The organism is Microbacterium sp. AK009, from assembly GCF_013410955.1.
In the GTDB taxonomy this organism is placed as follows: Bacteria; Actinomycetota; Actinomycetes; order Actinomycetales; family Microbacteriaceae; genus Microbacterium.
On record NZ_JACCCG010000003.1, the window covers coordinates 1 to 15,346 of the forward strand.

Here is a 15,346-nt window from a genome sequence, read left to right on the forward strand (position 1 = left end):
ACCACCCGCTCGATCGTCTCCTTGTCATACTTCGCCGGCATAACCCTCATCCTCCTAGATGGGATCAGAGCCTCCACGGAACCCAGGACGGTTCAGCCATCGCCTGGTGCGCAGCCGACACCAACCACGACGTCCGCAACCGATACCCGCGCGGGAAACAGGGCGAACCGTGCATCCACCCCGTCACCGACGAGCCCATCCCCGGCCCGTCCTACGCACCCCTCACCACCATGTTCTGAAAGAGGAGCACTCCCGTGACTGAATCCGACACGCCCACCTCCACCATCAACGCGCACGTCGAGCAGGTCGCCGCGCTCCTGCCATTCCCCGTGGAGCTCGACGCCGACATGGGCGGCACCTTCGCGCTCCAAATCGACCTCGGACAGCGCGGGGGAGTAGACGACCCACACGACACCGCCGGCATCGACCCCGACAACCCCCGCTGGTGGATCGACATCGAAGGAGGCGAGAAGACCCTCATTTCCGACTACGGCCTCGACGAAGATCCCGCCAGCGTCGCTTCCTGGATCGCGCGTGTTGCCCGAGAGGAGTGCTGCCCTGCGGCGGTGTCCGGGTCTGAGCAGCGGGTCCGCTCGATCGTCAGCGCGTCATTCCCCGCCGTGGCTGGAGAACTATCGTCAGCGAAGCCCACCCTTACGGATGCTCCAGCGCCGACCACGAGGAAAGGACACGAGCGCTGACCTCACGCTAGCTGTGGCGAGCAGTACGCCAAGATGGTTCAGGCGGTCACGCGCGACTTCTTCTTTCGGTACATCAAGAGAAGTGTGCGCGGCAATGACGTCGACAGAGCTGAACGATTGACGGCGTCAGGGCAGCGGCTGGCAGGGCGGCCGCTGCTGAGGAAGCATTGGGGAGATGAGTGACGCCGACGATCATTGAGGAGCGGACGGTGAAATCACGGCATCGGGTCAAGACCTACGGTGAGGTGTTTACCCCCCGGCATATGGTCGATCGCATGCTGGACCTGGTTCGTGACGAGCTCGAAACCGGGCCCGACTTCGTCGGCAAGACCTTTCTTGAGCCGGCCGCAGGCGACGGCAACTTCCTCGTTGCGATTCTGCGTCGAAAGCTCCAGGCAATCCAGAAACGGCTCCCTGCCGACTCGTGGGCGTCGGAGTCGCTGTTCGCGGTCTCCTCGATCTACGGGATCGAGCTGCTCGAAGACAACCATGCGGATGCCAAAGAGGCCATGCTCGCCGAGTTCGTGGGTTTTCATACGCGCCACCGCACGGCTTTCGGTCCCGGGACGGACATGGCGCGTGCGGCAGCGTTCCTGATCGACACCAACGTCATCCGAGGCAACACCTTGACCGGGTTGGACTGGCGTGGCAACGAAATTCAGTTCTCGTGGTGGACCCGTGTCCCGGGTCGACCGGGCATGGTGCAGCGTGAGCCGTTCTCGCTCGCGTCTCTGCGCGCGAATAGTGGGTTCGACTTCACGGTGTACGACACCTATGCGGTGTGCCCGATCGACAAGGTCCATGAAGAAGTGAGAGCCGATGGCTAGTCCGAACATCAGCACGTTCCGCGAGGTCGTCCCGTACATCTATTCCTGGAAGACCCCCGACATCCCGAAGTATGACGGGTGGGAGAAGATCGGATACACCGAGCAGGAATCCGCCGAGAAGCGGATCGCGCAGCAAGGTAGTCAGCTGGGCATCACCAGGATCAAAGTGTGGGCGTACCGGGCGGCGTTCATCACCGAAGAAGGGGGAACGTTCCGCGACTCCGACTTCCACGCATTCCTCAAGCAGCAGGGCATTGAGCGGGAATACGACCCGACCCGCACACCCAGCCGCACCGAGTGGCACAAGTTCGCCGGCGCCCCGAAACCGAGCCAGCAGTACTTCTTCGACTTCGCCTCGAAGTCCTTCACCACACCGCTCGGGCCGACGCAGGACGAGTACACGCTGCGACCCGAGCAAAAGCAGGCGGTCGCCCAGGCTCTCGACGCGTTCGGTCACCGGGGCGCCAGCGAAGTGCTGTGGAACGCGAAGCCACGCTTCGGGAAGACGCTGACGACCTACGACCTGATGGTGAAGATGGACGTCAAGCGTGCACTGATCGTCACCAACCGGCCGGCGATTGCCAACTCGTGGTTCGACGACTACCAGCGGTTCATCGGCCACAGGACGACGTACCAGTTCGTCTCTGACTCTCCGTCGCTCGCTCAGCGCAGCCCGATGACCCGCGATCAGTGGCTAGCGTATCTGCGGGAGACAACCGATCAGGACCCTCGCATCATCGAGTTCGTCTCCCTGCAGGACCTCAAGGGGTCGAAGTACTTCGGGGGGTCCTTTGACAAGCTGCGGGACATCGCCGACGCAGAGTGGGACTTGCTCGTCATCGACGAAGCGCATGAAGGTGTAGACACGACCAAGACGGATGTCGCTTTCACGCAGATCACGCGCAGCCACACCCTGCACCTGTCGGGCACGCCGTTCAAGGCGCTGGCGTCGGGACGGTTCGGCGCCGACCAGATCTTCAACTGGACATACGAGGACGAGCAGAACGCGAAGACGTCGTGGACGGACTCGTCAATCGACAACCCGTACGCTCAACTGCCGACCCTGAATATGCTGACCTACCAGCTCTCCCGGATGGTCGCTGACCGGCTCGCTGAGGGTGTCGCGCTGGACGAAGACGCGGGAAACGTGGACTACACGTTCGATCTGGCTGAGTTTTTCGCGACCAAGGACAACGGCTACTTCGTCCACGAAGCGGACGTGGCACGGTTCCTCGATGCGCTGGCCACGCAGGAGAAGTACCCGTTCTCGACCCCCGAGTTGCGAGACGAGATCAGGCACTCGTTCTGGCTGTTGAACCGCGTTGCGTCCGCGAAGGCTCTGGAGCGGATGCTGAAGAAGCACCCGGTCTTCGGCGAGTACACCGTCGTCCTGGCAGCCGGTGACGGCAAGCCGATCACGGAGGACAGCGACGGGCTCGATGAGGACGCCGACGACTCGGTGACGGTGGGGCAGTCGCTCACCAAGGTCCGTGCCGCCATCAAGAAGGCCGAGGCCGAAGGGGGCAAGACCATCACCTTGTCGGTGGGTCAGCTCACCACGGGTGTCACGGTGCCGGAGTGGACGGCGGTGATCATGCTGTCCAACCTGTCTTCCGCCCAGCTGTACATGCAGGCGGCATTCCGGTCGCAGAACCCCTGCACGTTCACCCGCGGCGACAAGGTGTTCCAGAAGAAGAACGCGTACATCTTCGACTTCGCGCCCGAACGCACGCTGACGATCTTCGACGCGTTCGCCAACGACCTCGCCCCGAACCCACCGGTGAACGCCGGTGAGCGCAGGGAGAACATCCGCCGGCTGCTGAACTTCTTCCCGATCCTGGGTGAGGACACCGAGGGGCGGATGATCGAACTCGACGCCGCGCAGGTGCTCACCTTCCCCCAGGTGTTCAAGGCCCGGGAGGTCGTGCGGCGGGGGTTCTTGTCGAACCTGCTGTTCGCGAACGTGTCCGGCATCTTCCGAGCCGTCGAGCACTTCCAGGACATCCTCAACAAGCTCCCCGTCGCGAAGGAGAACAAGACCAAGAACGGCGAGCCCGTCGAGATCCCGGTCCCGCCGCCGACCACGGACACGGCCGGCAACGTGCAGGTCGACGTCGCCACCGTCATCAACCCGAAGATCGCCGAGCTCGGCAAGCCGATCTACGCCGACGCCGACGTGCCCTCGCTCGACCCGGAGACGACGAAGGCGACCGACGCAGCCAAACAGGTCGCGGCCATCATCACCGAGAAGGCCCGCGAGACACGCGCGAAGGCCGCCGCCGAGTACGGCATGAGCGCGAAACAGGTCGCGAACGACGAGAAGGCCACCGAGGCGCAGGTGAAGACCCAGGTGGAGCGCGCCTACATCGACCATCAGATCGCCCTGCACCACATCGAAGCCGAGTCCCGCGATGCTGCGACCGAGGCCGATTTCCTCGCCGTCGGAGCGAAGAAGGCGGAGGCGAAGGCGGAGCTTGACGCGCAGATCCTCGCGATTGTCCACCAGACCCTCGACAACGTCACCGAGACCGTTGTCACACGTGAGGAAACCAAGAAGGCCCAGTCACAGGCGGACAAGACGATGGATACCGCCCGTGACCACCTCCGCGGGTTCGCGCGCACCATACCCATGTTCCTCATGGCCTACGGAGACCGCGACACCACCCTGGCCAACTTCGACGACTACACCCCCGACGACGTGTTCGCAGAGATCACCGGCATCAGCGAAGACGACTTCCGAAAGCTCCGCGACGGCCGCGACATCACCGACGAGGACACGGGTGAGGTCACCCGGATCCCTGGTCTTTTCGACGAGGCCGTGTTCAACCAGGCGATTCAAGAGTTTTTCAACAAGAAAGAGGAACTCGCCGACTACTTCGACCCCGCGCTGACCGAGGACATCTTCGCGTACATCCCGCAACAGAAGACGTCGCTCGTGTTCACACCGAAGCCCGTCGTGCAGCTCATGTGCGACACGCTGGAAAAGCAGAACCCTGGCATCTTCTCTAACCCGGATAAGGCATTCGCCGACTTGTTCTCCACCGCCGGGCTGTTCCTCATGGAGATCGTTCGCCGGCTCGACAGGGGCCTAGCGGACACCATTCCCGACCAGAACGAACGGCTGCGCCACATCCTCACGAAGCAAGTGTTCGAGATGAGCCACAACAAAATCCTCCACGCGATCACCCTCGAGGCCGTCAGCGGCGGCGTACCCGACCGTCGAGCGTGGATCGAAGCCTCCGGGCACTTCCGAGTCGGGAACCTCGCACGAATGACCGCCGAAGAACGTAGAAATGTTGTCGACGAAATGCTGGGAGCGAACTGACATGGGCAGGAAGTTCGACGTCGTGATCGGCAACCCGCCCTACCAGGAAGAGGCCCAAGGTGGGGGGACCCGCGACACGCCGATCTACCACCGGTTCATGGACGCTGCCTACGAAGTCGGAGACAAGGTGGTGCTCATCACTCCAGCTCGCTTTCTATTCAACGCAGGCCTCACCCCGAAAGCGTGGAACGAGAAGATGCTCGCCGACCCCCACCTATCGGTCCCGCACTACGTGCCGAACAGCAACGAGCTCTTCCCGGGAACAGACATCAAGGGTGGCATTGCGATCACCTACCGCGATGGGGCTCGCGCTGATGAACCCATTGGGACGTTCACTAAGTATCAGGAGCTCAACGAGATCCTGCACAAGGTGCTCGAGGTGCACAGCACGTCGCTGATCCAGATCGGGATCACCAGCTCAAGGTCGTATCACTACACCGACCAGCTGTATAAGGAACACCCCGAGGCCGTTACGCTCCGCCCTGAAGGCAACGCCGCCCTCGTGAATACGAACGCCTTTGAGCAGTTCTCGTTCCTGTATAACGCAGCGAAGCCATCCGATGGTCACGACTACGTCCAAGTCCTTGGCCTCATCAAGAACAGGCGTACGTCCCGATGGATCCGCGCCGAGTACATCACGGGGCCCGAGAGTTTCGGCGCCTTCAAGGTAGTGGTTCCCGCTGCGAACGGCTCTGGCGAACTGGGCGAGGTGCTGTCCTCACCGCTCGTCGCTCCACCCCAGGTTGCAGTCACGCAGACCTTCATCACAATCGGGTGCTTCGAAGCAGAAGCGGCCGCTGATGCTTGCCTCGCGTACGTGAAAACCAAGTTTGCGAGAGCCCTGCTGGGTGTCCTAAAGATCACGCAGCACAACCCAGCGAAGGTGTGGAAGTACGTCCCCATTCAGGACTTCACGTCAGCCTCGGACATCGACTGGTCGAAGTCGATCCCTGAAATCGACGCGCAGCTCTATGCGAAGTACGGCCTGGACGACGCCGAGATCGCGTTCATCGAATCCCACGTCAAGTCGATGGATTGACTCAAACGAGGGTGGCAGCCGGCGTATTGCACACCGCCCGCCCGGATCTGGCAAGAACAGCCCACAAGGCAAGTCATCGCCCAGCATGGGGGAGGGGGTGCTGCGATGAGTCAGTAGCGCTCGAGCAGGTCCGCCTTTTTGGCGTCGAACTCCTCCGCGGTGATCAAACCTTCTTCGCGAAGTTTTGCCAGCTGCCTGATCTTCGTCACGGTTACATCAGAGTCGTCGTCCGGAGTAGTCGGAGACGGCGCCGCCGGCGCCGACGCATGCCTCGCCAAATTTGCGCGAACGGAATCCTGCCATGAGGGACCCTGAGCCACGGATGCAGCCCCGCTTGCCTGATTCACTTTCGCGACAAACTCACGCGCCGTGGCTGTGATTGCGGCGTGCCCCTTGACAGGGATGGCGCGAACAATGACCGTCTCAGGACCTTCGATCGTAAGGAACAACTCCCGATCGTCGATGCGCTTCGGCACGCCCGCGGCGAGCACACCGAGAGTCGCAATGCGCGTGACCGTGAAACGACGATTGACGGTGCCGCCTTCCTCCACCTTCGCGACCAAACCGGCCAGTCGGTGTCGCTGCAGCTGGCTTCCGCCCTGCTCTTCGATCAAGGCTTCCCGAGTGAGCCTCAGGGAGTATCCCTCTGACAGGTACAGCTTCGCGACTGAGTTTGGGTCGCCCCCCGCGCCGAATAGCGCTTGAAAAATCCGCTCCATGTGGGAAGCCTATTGACGCCGCCGGTGACTCACGATGAGTTCGCCGGCGCGGACGTCGGGACTCTCGCCGGGACCGTCCCAGATGGGGATCGTCTCGCGCGACAGCCGACGGGCGATCCAGGTGCGCGGACCCCGCGCGAATGAGTTGTGTCGTTTGGGGTGATCGCATTAAATCTCGCTGAGGCACGCCCATCCGCGATAGACGAGGGCTGTCTCGTATCTCTTGCCTTACGCGACAGTCCCCGTCTCTCGAAGGCTTGGCCGGTGAACGTCTCGTTCTCGGCGGCTCGTGCGGCACTGGACGACCGCGCGTAGGGAGGCCGCCAATTACGGCGCGATTTTGCGAGGTGGATACGCGTCCAACGGCGGTCATAATCGCAACGGCAGTGCCCGTGAACTGGTCCCTGCACGGTGCACGGACAAGCCGATCGCAACGTCTTCGACGTGATGAACTTTTCATGAACACCGCTGCGGCCGTGTAACCCGAAGGTCTATCGTGTCGTCATGGCAGAACTCGTCGGAATCACTCTGATTGCCGCGTTCTTCCTGGTTGCCGTCGGATGGCGGCTCCGCGAGGGCGCCCGAACTCGCGGCGCAGCGCGCGACGACACTCGTCGGGCTGGCGAGGCTACGGTTCTCACGTCCGACGCTGCGGCACGACGCGCAGAAGGCACTACGGCTTGGACCCGTATCTCTGGACCCTAGCCTGAACTATCGAGCTCGGTTGAGACGCTGTCAGTCGTGGGCCCCCTAGGCCGTGTCTCCCAAAGCACCACTGGCGGGTTGAGAGACTGTAGGACGTGGCGGGGTTTCATCATGTCGGGGTGAATCGCCCTGTGTCTAGTGGAGGGTCTGATTCCCAGCCAATCTGAGGCGAGTGCTCAATCGTGCGGTGGCTGGCCGTCTGGATCCGCTTCACCCAGGGCAGCTCGAAGCTGCTTTCTCGTTTTGGCGAGGCGGGATCGGGCTGTTGACGGGTTGATGCCGAGCACTGCCGCCGCTTCGTGAGACGGTAGTCCGTCCCAGTAGACGAGTCGCACTAGTTCAGCGTCGTCGGCGGGCAGTGCCGCTATTGCGCCTCTTAGTTCGGTTGAGACGTCGTCTATCGCGAAGGTCGGCGCGGTCGCTCTCATCTCGTCCGCGAGGCGCTGCACTGCAGCGGAGCGTCTGGCGACGGTGCGGCGCGAGTTCAACATCACGTTCCGCGCGGTCACGAACAGCCACATCCTCGCTTCGGTCTGATCGGCAGGAATCCGGCGCCGAAGTTTCCATGCGGTGAGCAGCAGTTCGCCAAACGCTTCTGCGGCGTCTTCGCTATCGAGGAGACGGCGTTGAAAGTAGCGGGAGAGGTCATCCTCGTTCTGTCGCACGAGCTCATCGAATGCCGCGGTTCGGGTCGTGACGGAGCCCATCAGCTGCAGTCGCTTGTCTGGCTCGAGAGGCTCACTTCCCGGCCCGGCTGCATTTCATTCACACGGTCACCCAGCCCCGCCCATAGCTGTTCGGCCACAAGTTGGTGGATCGCCTGCTGCTTGACTTCCGCATCACTCATTTCGATGGACGTGATCTCTCCGTCCAGATGCTCCACCGGCTCGGATGCCGCGAGGTCAGCCCGGATCTGTTCCTCCTTTGCGGATGTGTCCAGAGTCGCCAGATCGATTCCGCCGACAATCGCTTTGGCGTCCTGCACGAGCGGGTCGTCTTCGGAGAGACCTTCCCAGCGGACGACAATGCCCTGGAAACACGCAGATCCGTTGGTGCGCTCGATGGAGAACACGTTGTCGGCGACCCATCCCCAGGGCGTCTCATTCCCCGCACCCGCCATCGCGACCGAGCCGCCCCCGATCAACACCCCGGAAGCCGCGACACCGGCAGCCCAAACCCGAAGCCGCCGCCCACGCCGCCCACGTGCCTCCGCAAGGATCTGCGCTCGATGCGACGCCAACCCCGCCGGCACCGTCACCCGCGGCGCGGCATCACGGATACGCCTTCCCAGCTCGTCGTCTTCCAAGGCGCCCACTCCTTCACTGAGGAAATCATTCGCTCAGTACATGTCCGCACCACAGAGAACTGTCCAACACAGGCAGATTTGAGTTTGGATGCTCGGCGACTGCGGAAGGCACCACCACAGCGGGCTCCCGCGGCGCGAAGACCAACGAGCGGCCCGCGGACCTCACTGAGCTGCGCGGGATCACATCGGCCGAGCGAATAGCGCCGTCACGATCCAGGCGATCCCCGCCAGGACTGCCGCAAGCGCGAAAGGCACATGTATGTAAGGGTCTCCGAACACGGGGTTGGCGAGCATGATGCCCATCGAGATGAACGACCCGACGGACAGGATGCCGACGCTCGTCCCATGTCGGGGATCGGACCGAGAGAAGAACAGTCCGCTGCTGATCACTAGTGCGCCTGTCGCGAGCAGTACCAGCACAGCGCCCGGTATCGGGATGATCCATGCCAGATAGAACGGCCAACTCCAGTAGACGAGCCAGAGAGATCCGCCCGTTACGAGGGCCCACCAGCCGGTGCCGTCGAGCGGCACCATGCGAAGGAGCAGGAAGCCGACGAGGATGAGCAAGAACGCGACCCCTGTCATGGTGAAGTAGGTCGTCAACGGGACGGGGCTCATCGTATTGACAGAGAGGGACCCATAAAGATCGATCGTGAGAAGAACGGCCCCACCGATCAAAACGAGCACCGGCGGAATGACCGCAGACAACACCCTCCAAGTGCGCAGAAGGTCTTCGTTGCCGGACAAATCCCCTCGAATCTCCACGTCGGCCGAAAACGCAGTTCTGAACTCGAACGTACCTGAGCAATCGATTAGCCGATCTCGCGACGCGGGTGACCTGCGATCGCACGCCGACGGACCGTCCGTCTCGTATCCCTTGCCATGCGCTGCTCATGGTGTTGCGGAGACAATCCGCGTGCGCACGGGTTGCTCCATTTCACCCATCGCCGGGTCAGCAGCTCGGCACTCACTGTTGAGCACCAGGTAGATTTCAGTAGCACCCAACATGACTTCGAGGTGCAGAATGAACACCAGTTCACATCTTGCAGATCGTCGAAGGACCGCTATGGCCGTAGTTCCCTGGATCGAGTCCGCCTGGGCAGTCTTCCTGCAGACCTATTGGCCCACGACTGTGGCCCTCGTCGTCGGTATGGGAGCGATGGCCACTACGATCACCCTTCAAGCCGTGGCACCGCATCGCAGAGTTCGGATTAAGCAGCGCTCGGAGCGGTGACCGATCGACCCGCGCGCACAGGCCGGTGCGCGCGCGAATGTCTCGCGTTACTCAGCTCGAGATCGGTAGATGTCCACGGTGTCGCTGCGGACGCGCGCTGAGAGCACGAGGGCGATTAATCCGAGCCCGATGGTTTGCGCGAGGAATGCCAGCGCGGCTAGCAGGAAAGCCGCCTCGGCGTACCCCTGAAGGCCGGTCGAGGCAGCTGCCGGGTAGAGGAACTGCTGAGCAACAGCGGCGACAGACCATGCGATCAGTGCCCATAGCGGCGCCCACTTCCACGGCGACGGAACCGCCTTGGCGCGAGCGATCTGCACGCACGCGAGCAGCGTCGCGGCGACAGAGACCAGCAGGTTCACAAAGAACGCCGCGGTCAGGACGCGCCCGGCGTCCCGATACGCGTCGAGGCCCGCGTCAAACGTCGCGGCGTCCATGGTGGGCAACAGCTGAGCTACAGCCCGAATGAGAAGTGGCCACAGCGCAACGATGACGAGTGCCGCGACCCCGAGTGGTCGCCGCGCTACGACGCTTGACTGCGGGGACAGGCCGATCGCGAAAAGCAGCACCGACGCCGCGAAGACGGCATCGAGCACTATCCCTGTGACCTGGGCGATGCCGAAAACGGAGTACTGCAGCAGCCCGATCACGCCACACAGCACAAGGCCGACGCCTCCGATCGTCCAGGTCAGGCGCTGCTGTCGCATTCTCTGACCCTAGTGACCACACCGCGCGAGGTAGAGTCACCGCCCATCGGCACAAACCGATCGGCTCGCCGATCGCTCTCCTATCGAAAGGTAAGCCGGCGATGCACGTGGTCGTTGGCAGACGTCATCTCTCCGTCATCCGGCTTCTGGCACGACCCGTCCCGTGAGAATCGCACGGCGGCAGCGACGCGCGCACACCCTGTCTCGTATCCCTTGCCTTGCGTTACATCCCCTGTCGCACTTGGGATCTGCATACGGGTGGTGCGCGTTGACCGGGCCCTTATCGGCGCTCAGATGTCAGTTCGCGGAATCCGAGTCGAGCCGACTAGGGCGGCCTTGCGCCGCACGCCGCCCGGCTAGGAAGGCGACCGACAGGAGCCCGGTCATCAGAACAGCCAATCCGACGATCGTCGTGCGGGACAGGAAAACTCCGCCGCCGCCGGGAACGAACGTGGCATCGGCCAGTGGCTGATACGCGAACCAGCCGAACGTTACCGGCGTCAGCAATCCGAAGATCAGCACGACAGCGCCGACGCCGACGACGACAGTGGCGATCGCCCATGCCAAAGTCGCTCTCTTGCGTTCACTCACGCGTCGACACTATCGATGCACGTCAGCGCAGGATCGTTCAGCGGTCGCTCTGTGCGAGCCGCATCTCGATGTCGTTAAGTTCAGAACGGACGCGTTCGATCTGCTCAGGGATGAAGCGAATCACTTGTAAACGCAGGATGCCGTCGGCCGCGATCTCGGAGATATTGAACAACTCACGCAACCTCTGCACGGCGTCGGTCTCATCCCGGGAGCTAGCGCATACTGCCAGGACCTTCGGCAGGTTTTCGAGGGCATACATGTAAGCACGAACGATCTCGTGGCGCGCAAGCAGATTGCTTCTCTCGTCCATCGGCCTGAAGATAACCCATGTGTAATCTAGAAAGTGGCCAATCCAAAGAATTGGTACACAACACACACGAGTCGTGGGACGCGGCGTCTCGAGCCAGCTGTGCGGCAAGCTTGTGTAGTGAAGCCGAGCCGGGACTCATGGAAGTCGCTGAACGCTGAGGTGCTGCGTTTCCTCACCGACCTCGACCCCTACGGGCTCACCCCAGGCGCTCATGACGGCGCTCCCGCTTACGAGTACGACACGGAGGCGATCCCGATTGCCAGCATCCTCCGGAGGGACGGAATGGTCGCCGCCGAGCAGGTCGATGCTGTGTGGCAGAAGTGGTTCGGAGAGCCCCTGACCGCCGTCGTCGGCCGCGAGCGGGTCGACAAGCTCACCGCCGCGATCTGACTTCGCTCGGTCGACCGTGACATTGAAGGGTGTGCTGACGCACGCGAACTCAGGTCGCGCGTCAGAGGGGCAAACCAGGTCTCTCCTGACGCGTACATCTTCGATCGCGACCTGCCTCGTATCCTTTTCCTTCCGCTACGCCCGCTGTCGCGCTCGGTATCCCAAGAAGGTGGACGTCAACGGCGGACTTAGCTGAAGGCGAAGAGGTAATGCTCCTGTGCTACCGCGAACGCCGAGAAGAATGCCGCGCCGCCCACGACCGCGGTTGTCGCAAACGTCAGGGCACCCCAGCCCAGTCTTTTCGTCGTCGACCGCATCTTCGAGATGATGGCGACAGCGACCGCTCCGACAAGGGCAAAGACAACAGCGCCCCAAGCGAGATAGCCACCCGAGTAGTAAACGGCTTCCTCAGCTGGCGTCGCAGGCCACGGCATATCGCCTTGGACGGTACCGAGCAGGAACCCGCCGAAAGCGAGCAGGAGCGCGGACACCACGACCGTTACTGCGATCGGTAACCATGGGCCACGGACTCGACTAAGTTCTTCGCTCGCCCTTGCGTTGGCTGTGGGTGACGTTCGTGGATGAACCAAAGGGGATGGCGATTTCGTGTGGTCGCGGTGATGAGACCCGCCTCGACGATTGGGGCCCGCCCGACTGAGAACGAAGAACTTGCCCGGCATAACTGAGCACGGGAGAGATCGATCAGCGCTCGTTTGAAGGCTAAGCACAACGTGGGTGATGAGGGTTCAGTCGCCGCAGCTTGGGGGCAGTTCGTCTCGGTCCACCCTGACCGATACAGAGTCCAGGCGTGGGTCATTGCGGAGCTGTCTGAAGATCGGCAGCTCCGCGGCGATGACGAGGGAATCGGGGTAGAGGCGGCTGCCCCATGCCAACCGTCGGTCTGCGTCCCAGACAAATTCCGGGATGCGTCGCTCCGCCGCGATATCGGCGGGGACGAGATCGGCTTCGAAGTAGTCCTCTCCGTGCACGCGAACGGAAGGAGCGGTGGGTACCTCGCCGTATCCCACCCACCGGAGGCACCGCATCTGCAGGTCACCGATGGCGTCGCGGAGCGCTTGCGCGGTGGATTCGTCCGGCTGACCCATGCACGAGACCAGGTCGTCAATTCCGGGATGCTCCGCCACGAGGTGACGGGTCGCTTCGAACCAGCTCAACGACGCGGAGTTCTCCTCGACATCGACGTACTGCGACCAGCGGACGAAGCTGCCGTCAACGTCAATGAAGGGCAGGTAAACGCGCAGCATCGGCAAGTCCCGATGAGAGGCAGGGATGAAGTCGCGAGCCCAGGTGTGCCATCCGGAATCATCCAATTCCGCGGTCCTATCGATCATGCAGTCGACCGTAGCGAAGGCCGTTGCGCCGCCAAATGACCAGCCGCCGAGTCGTCCTTGGCGAGGCGATCGCACGCGCCGACGGACCGCCTGTCTCATATCCCTTGCCTTGCGCTAGGCACCGTTGCACTCGGGATCCGCAGCTGCCGCATGGCGGCGCGCTTCAATCGGCGAGCTTCTCATCTCGTGTTCGGGTGGGGCCAGATGGCGCGGATGATGCGGATGGTCTCTTCCATGGATGTGTTGTGCTCGAGGCTTGTGTCAACGAGGGCGCGAGCGTCTTGAAGGACGGCGCGGTGGGTGGTGGTCGCGGCGGGGCTCACGCGGGTGCCGGCGCCGGTGCGGGTGACGAGGAGACCTTCTTGCTCGAGGGCTCGGTATGCCTTGGCGACGGTCCCTGAGGCGAGTCCGAGGTCGTGTGCGAGTTGTCGCACCGAGGGTAGACGTTCGTGGCTGGCGAGTTGGCCGGAGGCAACGAGCCCACGGATCTGGTCGCGGATCTGGTCTGCGGGTGGGGCCGAGCCGGACAGGACGATCATCATGCGTAGGCCGGGGCTGGGACAATCCTCCGCGTCGGCAAGGCGGACAGCGCTACCGCAGTCCACAGACCGACTCCAAGTGCCGCAGCAACGTAGGAGCCGATGGACAGCGCCGCTTCGAGCGCAGCGAATGGCGTCCAGACGCTGTAAGTCCCGATGCTCGAGGAGAAGGACCCTCGCAGCGACGCGGTCCCCGCGAGCGACTGGAAGATCACGGCGAGATGGAGCGAGAGTGCGGCTGTGGTGGCGGCGACGACGTTTCGTGACCGAAGCCTGCGGGTGCGCGACTCCTCAGACGGATCCGTTCCTAGCCTTGGCCGGGCGATCGCGGCTAGGACACCAACAGTGATGGCCAGGAGAGAGACAAGGGCTACAAGGGCCGGAACCGAGTAGAACCAGCCATAGATGCCCGATCCCACGCTGTTCTCACCGCCCAGCTCGATCACGTATGCCGTGTAACGGCCGGTGACCTCATCTGGTCGTGACGCGAGGCCTGCCGGGATAGTCAGAAGGATGATCAGCCCCAGGATCATAAGTGGCGCGATGAACCATCGGCCCTGAGAGAAGCTGAACACTCCCCGCCGCGACAGCTCAGCCACACCCGCAGTCCGACGCTTCGACCATGGCAACGCAAGGACAGCGACCAGCACAACACCAACAACAAGCGGGGCGACGAACCGGAACTCTGAGTACCCCACCACGAGTTCGTACGGAATGGTCAGCCCGGCGGGGAACAGAAACGGGACGCTCAGTAACAAGGTGCATACATACGCCGCCAGCCCGAGGATGCCGACACCCGCTGTGACCCCTCTGACAACGCCACCCGACAGCCCTTCTCGACGGCCACGCACGGCAAACCACACCAACGCGGCACCCGCCCCGACGACCAGCGACCCGAACACAGTTATTACGAGCAAGCCCATCCATGCCTCCCCAGGTGACAACGCGGACAATGTATCACTTGAACAATACAAAGCGGTTACATCGGAAGCCCCCCACTCCCGGCCCTGCACGAGATCGGCAACAGGGCCACATGCGCCGCACTCCGCGAGTCACGATATGTCTCGTATCCCTTGCCTTGCGCGACAGTCCCCGTCTCTCGAAGGCTTGGCCGGCGAACGTCTCGTTCTCGGCGGCTCGTGCGGCACTGGACGACCGCGCGTAGGGAGGCCGCCAATTACGGCGCGATTTTGCGAGGTGGATACGCGTCCAACGGCGGTCATAATCGCAACGGCAGTGCCCGTGAACTGGTCCCTGCACGGTGCACGGACAAGCCGATCGCAACGTCTTCGACGTGATGAACTTTTCATGAACACCGCTGCGGCCGTGTAACCCGAAGGTCTATCGTGTCGTCATGGCAGAACTCGTCGGAATCACTCTGATTGCCGCGTTCTTCCTGGTTGCCGTCGGATGGCGACTCCGCGAGGGCGCCCGAACTCGCGGCGCAGCGCGCGACGACACTCGTCGGGCTGGCGAGGCTACGGTTCTCACGTCCGACGCTGCGGCACGACGCGCAGAAGGCACGACGGCTTGGACCCGTATCTCTGGACCCTAGCCTGAACTATCGAGCTCGGTTGAGACGCTGTCAGTCGTGGGCACCCTAG

General features: G+C 62.8%; 16 protein-coding genes. 5 read left to right on the top strand and 11 right to left on the bottom strand.

Annotation, left to right across the window (positions count from 1 at the left end; translation table 11 throughout):
- The first annotated feature begins 254 nt into the window (after positions 1 to 254).
- The 4 genes from HDC37_RS06555 (at position 255) to HDC37_RS06570 (ending at position 5,892) form a co-directional block, all read left to right on the top strand.
- Positions 255 to 701, top strand: a complete 447-nt coding sequence (locus HDC37_RS06555; RefSeq protein ID WP_179559617.1) for a hypothetical protein — start codon at positions 255 to 257, stop codon at positions 699 to 701.
- A 179-nt stretch (positions 702 to 880) separates the two neighbouring features.
- On the top strand, positions 881 to 1,528 hold the full coding sequence (locus tag HDC37_RS06560) for a methylase (protein WP_179559618.1): 648 nt from the start codon (positions 881 to 883) through the stop codon (positions 1,526 to 1,528).
- Complete coding sequence (locus HDC37_RS06565) at positions 1,521 to 4,853, top strand: DEAD/DEAH box helicase (RefSeq protein WP_179559619.1); 3,333 nt, start codon at positions 1,521 to 1,523, stop codon at positions 4,851 to 4,853. The genes HDC37_RS06560 and HDC37_RS06565 overlap by 8 nt, the downstream gene beginning before the upstream one ends.
- 1 nt (position 4,854) lies before the next feature.
- Positions 4,855 to 5,892 (top strand): Eco57I restriction-modification methylase domain-containing protein, encoded by a 1,038-nt coding sequence (locus tag HDC37_RS06570; RefSeq protein WP_179559620.1) that lies wholly within the window; start codon positions 4,855 to 4,857, stop codon positions 5,890 to 5,892.
- A 110-nt stretch (positions 5,893 to 6,002) separates the two neighbouring features.
- Here the strand turns inward: HDC37_RS06570 and HDC37_RS06575 are convergent, their stop codons facing one another.
- From HDC37_RS06575 to HDC37_RS06610, 7 genes are all read right to left on the bottom strand, one after another.
- A complete protein-coding gene (locus HDC37_RS06575; protein ID WP_179559621.1) occupies positions 6,003 to 6,611 on the bottom strand; it encodes an SHOCT domain-containing protein in 609 nt (202 codons plus the stop codon).
- Between the two features lie 881 nt (positions 6,612 to 7,492).
- Positions 7,493 to 8,023, bottom strand: a complete 531-nt coding sequence (locus tag HDC37_RS06580; RefSeq protein ID WP_179559622.1) for an RNA polymerase sigma factor — start codon at positions 8,021 to 8,023, stop codon at positions 7,493 to 7,495.
- The gene (locus HDC37_RS06585) at positions 8,023 to 8,622 is read right to left on the bottom strand and encodes a hypothetical protein (RefSeq protein ID WP_179559623.1); all 600 of its coding nucleotides are present in this window, start codon (positions 8,620 to 8,622) and stop codon (positions 8,023 to 8,025) included. The genes HDC37_RS06580 and HDC37_RS06585 overlap by 1 nt, the downstream gene beginning before the upstream one ends.
- Before the next feature lie 180 nt (positions 8,623 to 8,802).
- Complete coding sequence (locus HDC37_RS06590; protein WP_179559624.1) at positions 8,803 to 9,240, bottom strand: hypothetical protein; 438 nt, start codon at positions 9,238 to 9,240, stop codon at positions 8,803 to 8,805.
- A 663-nt stretch (positions 9,241 to 9,903) separates the two neighbouring features.
- The gene (locus tag HDC37_RS06600; protein WP_179559626.1) at positions 9,904 to 10,560 is read right to left on the bottom strand and encodes a hypothetical protein; all 657 of its coding nucleotides are present in this window, start codon (positions 10,558 to 10,560) and stop codon (positions 9,904 to 9,906) included.
- Positions 10,561 to 10,857: 297 nt separating this feature from the next.
- Positions 10,858 to 11,151: a hypothetical protein gene (locus HDC37_RS06605; RefSeq protein ID WP_179559627.1), complete on the bottom strand. Its 294-nt coding sequence runs from the start codon at positions 11,149 to 11,151 to the stop codon at positions 10,858 to 10,860.
- A gap of 37 nt (positions 11,152 to 11,188) precedes the next feature.
- Positions 11,189 to 11,461 carry a hypothetical protein gene (locus HDC37_RS06610; RefSeq protein ID WP_179559628.1) on the bottom strand — a complete coding sequence of 91 codons (273 nt, stop codon included), beginning with the start codon at positions 11,459 to 11,461 and terminating at the stop codon, positions 11,189 to 11,191.
- A 117-nt stretch (positions 11,462 to 11,578) separates the two neighbouring features.
- Between HDC37_RS06610 and HDC37_RS06615 the strand changes: the two genes are divergently transcribed.
- Positions 11,579 to 11,851, top strand: coding sequence for a hypothetical protein (locus HDC37_RS06615; RefSeq protein WP_179559629.1), 273 nt, complete (start codon positions 11,579 to 11,581; stop codon positions 11,849 to 11,851).
- A 188-nt stretch (positions 11,852 to 12,039) separates the two neighbouring features.
- On the opposite strand, the gene HDC37_RS06620 is transcribed toward HDC37_RS06615, so the two are convergent.
- The 4 genes from HDC37_RS06620 to HDC37_RS06635 form a co-directional block, all read right to left on the bottom strand.
- Positions 12,040 to 12,342 carry a hypothetical protein gene (locus tag HDC37_RS06620; protein WP_179559630.1) on the bottom strand — a complete coding sequence of 101 codons (303 nt, stop codon included), beginning with the start codon at positions 12,340 to 12,342 and terminating at the stop codon, positions 12,040 to 12,042.
- A gap of 255 nt (positions 12,343 to 12,597) precedes the next feature.
- Complete coding sequence (locus HDC37_RS06625) at positions 12,598 to 13,203, bottom strand: hypothetical protein (RefSeq protein WP_179559631.1); 606 nt, start codon at positions 13,201 to 13,203, stop codon at positions 12,598 to 12,600.
- A 179-nt stretch (positions 13,204 to 13,382) separates the two neighbouring features.
- On the bottom strand, positions 13,383 to 13,742 hold the full coding sequence (locus HDC37_RS06630) for a GntR family transcriptional regulator (protein ID WP_179559632.1): 360 nt from the start codon (positions 13,740 to 13,742) through the stop codon (positions 13,383 to 13,385).
- Positions 13,742 to 14,665, bottom strand: coding sequence for a hypothetical protein (locus HDC37_RS06635; RefSeq protein WP_179559633.1), 924 nt, complete (start codon positions 14,663 to 14,665; stop codon positions 13,742 to 13,744). The genes HDC37_RS06630 and HDC37_RS06635 overlap by 1 nt, the downstream gene beginning before the upstream one ends.
- Between the last annotated feature and the right edge of the window lie 681 nt (positions 14,666 to 15,346).

Coding starts and splice junctions, on each gene's coding strand:
- HDC37_RS06600 (WP_179559626.1), bottom strand. CDS start 10,560: ATGCGACAGCAGCGCCTGACCTGGACGATCGGAGGCGTCGGCCTTGTG.
- HDC37_RS06570 (WP_179559620.1), top strand. CDS start 4,855: ATGGGCAGGAAGTTCGACGTCGTGATCGGCAACCCGCCCTACCAGGAA.
- HDC37_RS06580 (WP_179559622.1), bottom strand. CDS start 8,023: ATGGGCTCCGTCACGACCCGAACCGCGGCATTCGATGAGCTCGTGCGA.
- HDC37_RS06630 (WP_179559632.1), bottom strand. CDS start 13,742: ATGATCGTCCTGTCCGGCTCGGCCCCACCCGCAGACCAGATCCGCGAC.
- HDC37_RS06610 (WP_179559628.1), bottom strand. CDS start 11,461: ATGGACGAGAGAAGCAATCTGCTTGCGCGCCACGAGATCGTTCGTGCT.
- HDC37_RS06565 (WP_179559619.1), top strand. CDS start 1,521: ATGGCTAGTCCGAACATCAGCACGTTCCGCGAGGTCGTCCCGTACATC.
- HDC37_RS06575 (WP_179559621.1), bottom strand. CDS start 6,611: ATGGAGCGGATTTTTCAAGCGCTATTCGGCGCGGGGGGCGACCCAAAC.
- HDC37_RS06590 (WP_179559624.1), bottom strand. CDS start 9,240: ATGAGCCCCGTCCCGTTGACGACCTACTTCACCATGACAGGGGTCGCG.
- HDC37_RS06625 (WP_179559631.1), bottom strand. CDS start 13,203: ATGATCGATAGGACCGCGGAATTGGATGATTCCGGATGGCACACCTGG.
- HDC37_RS06635 (WP_179559633.1), bottom strand. CDS start 14,665: ATGGGCTTGCTCGTAATAACTGTGTTCGGGTCGCTGGTCGTCGGGGCG.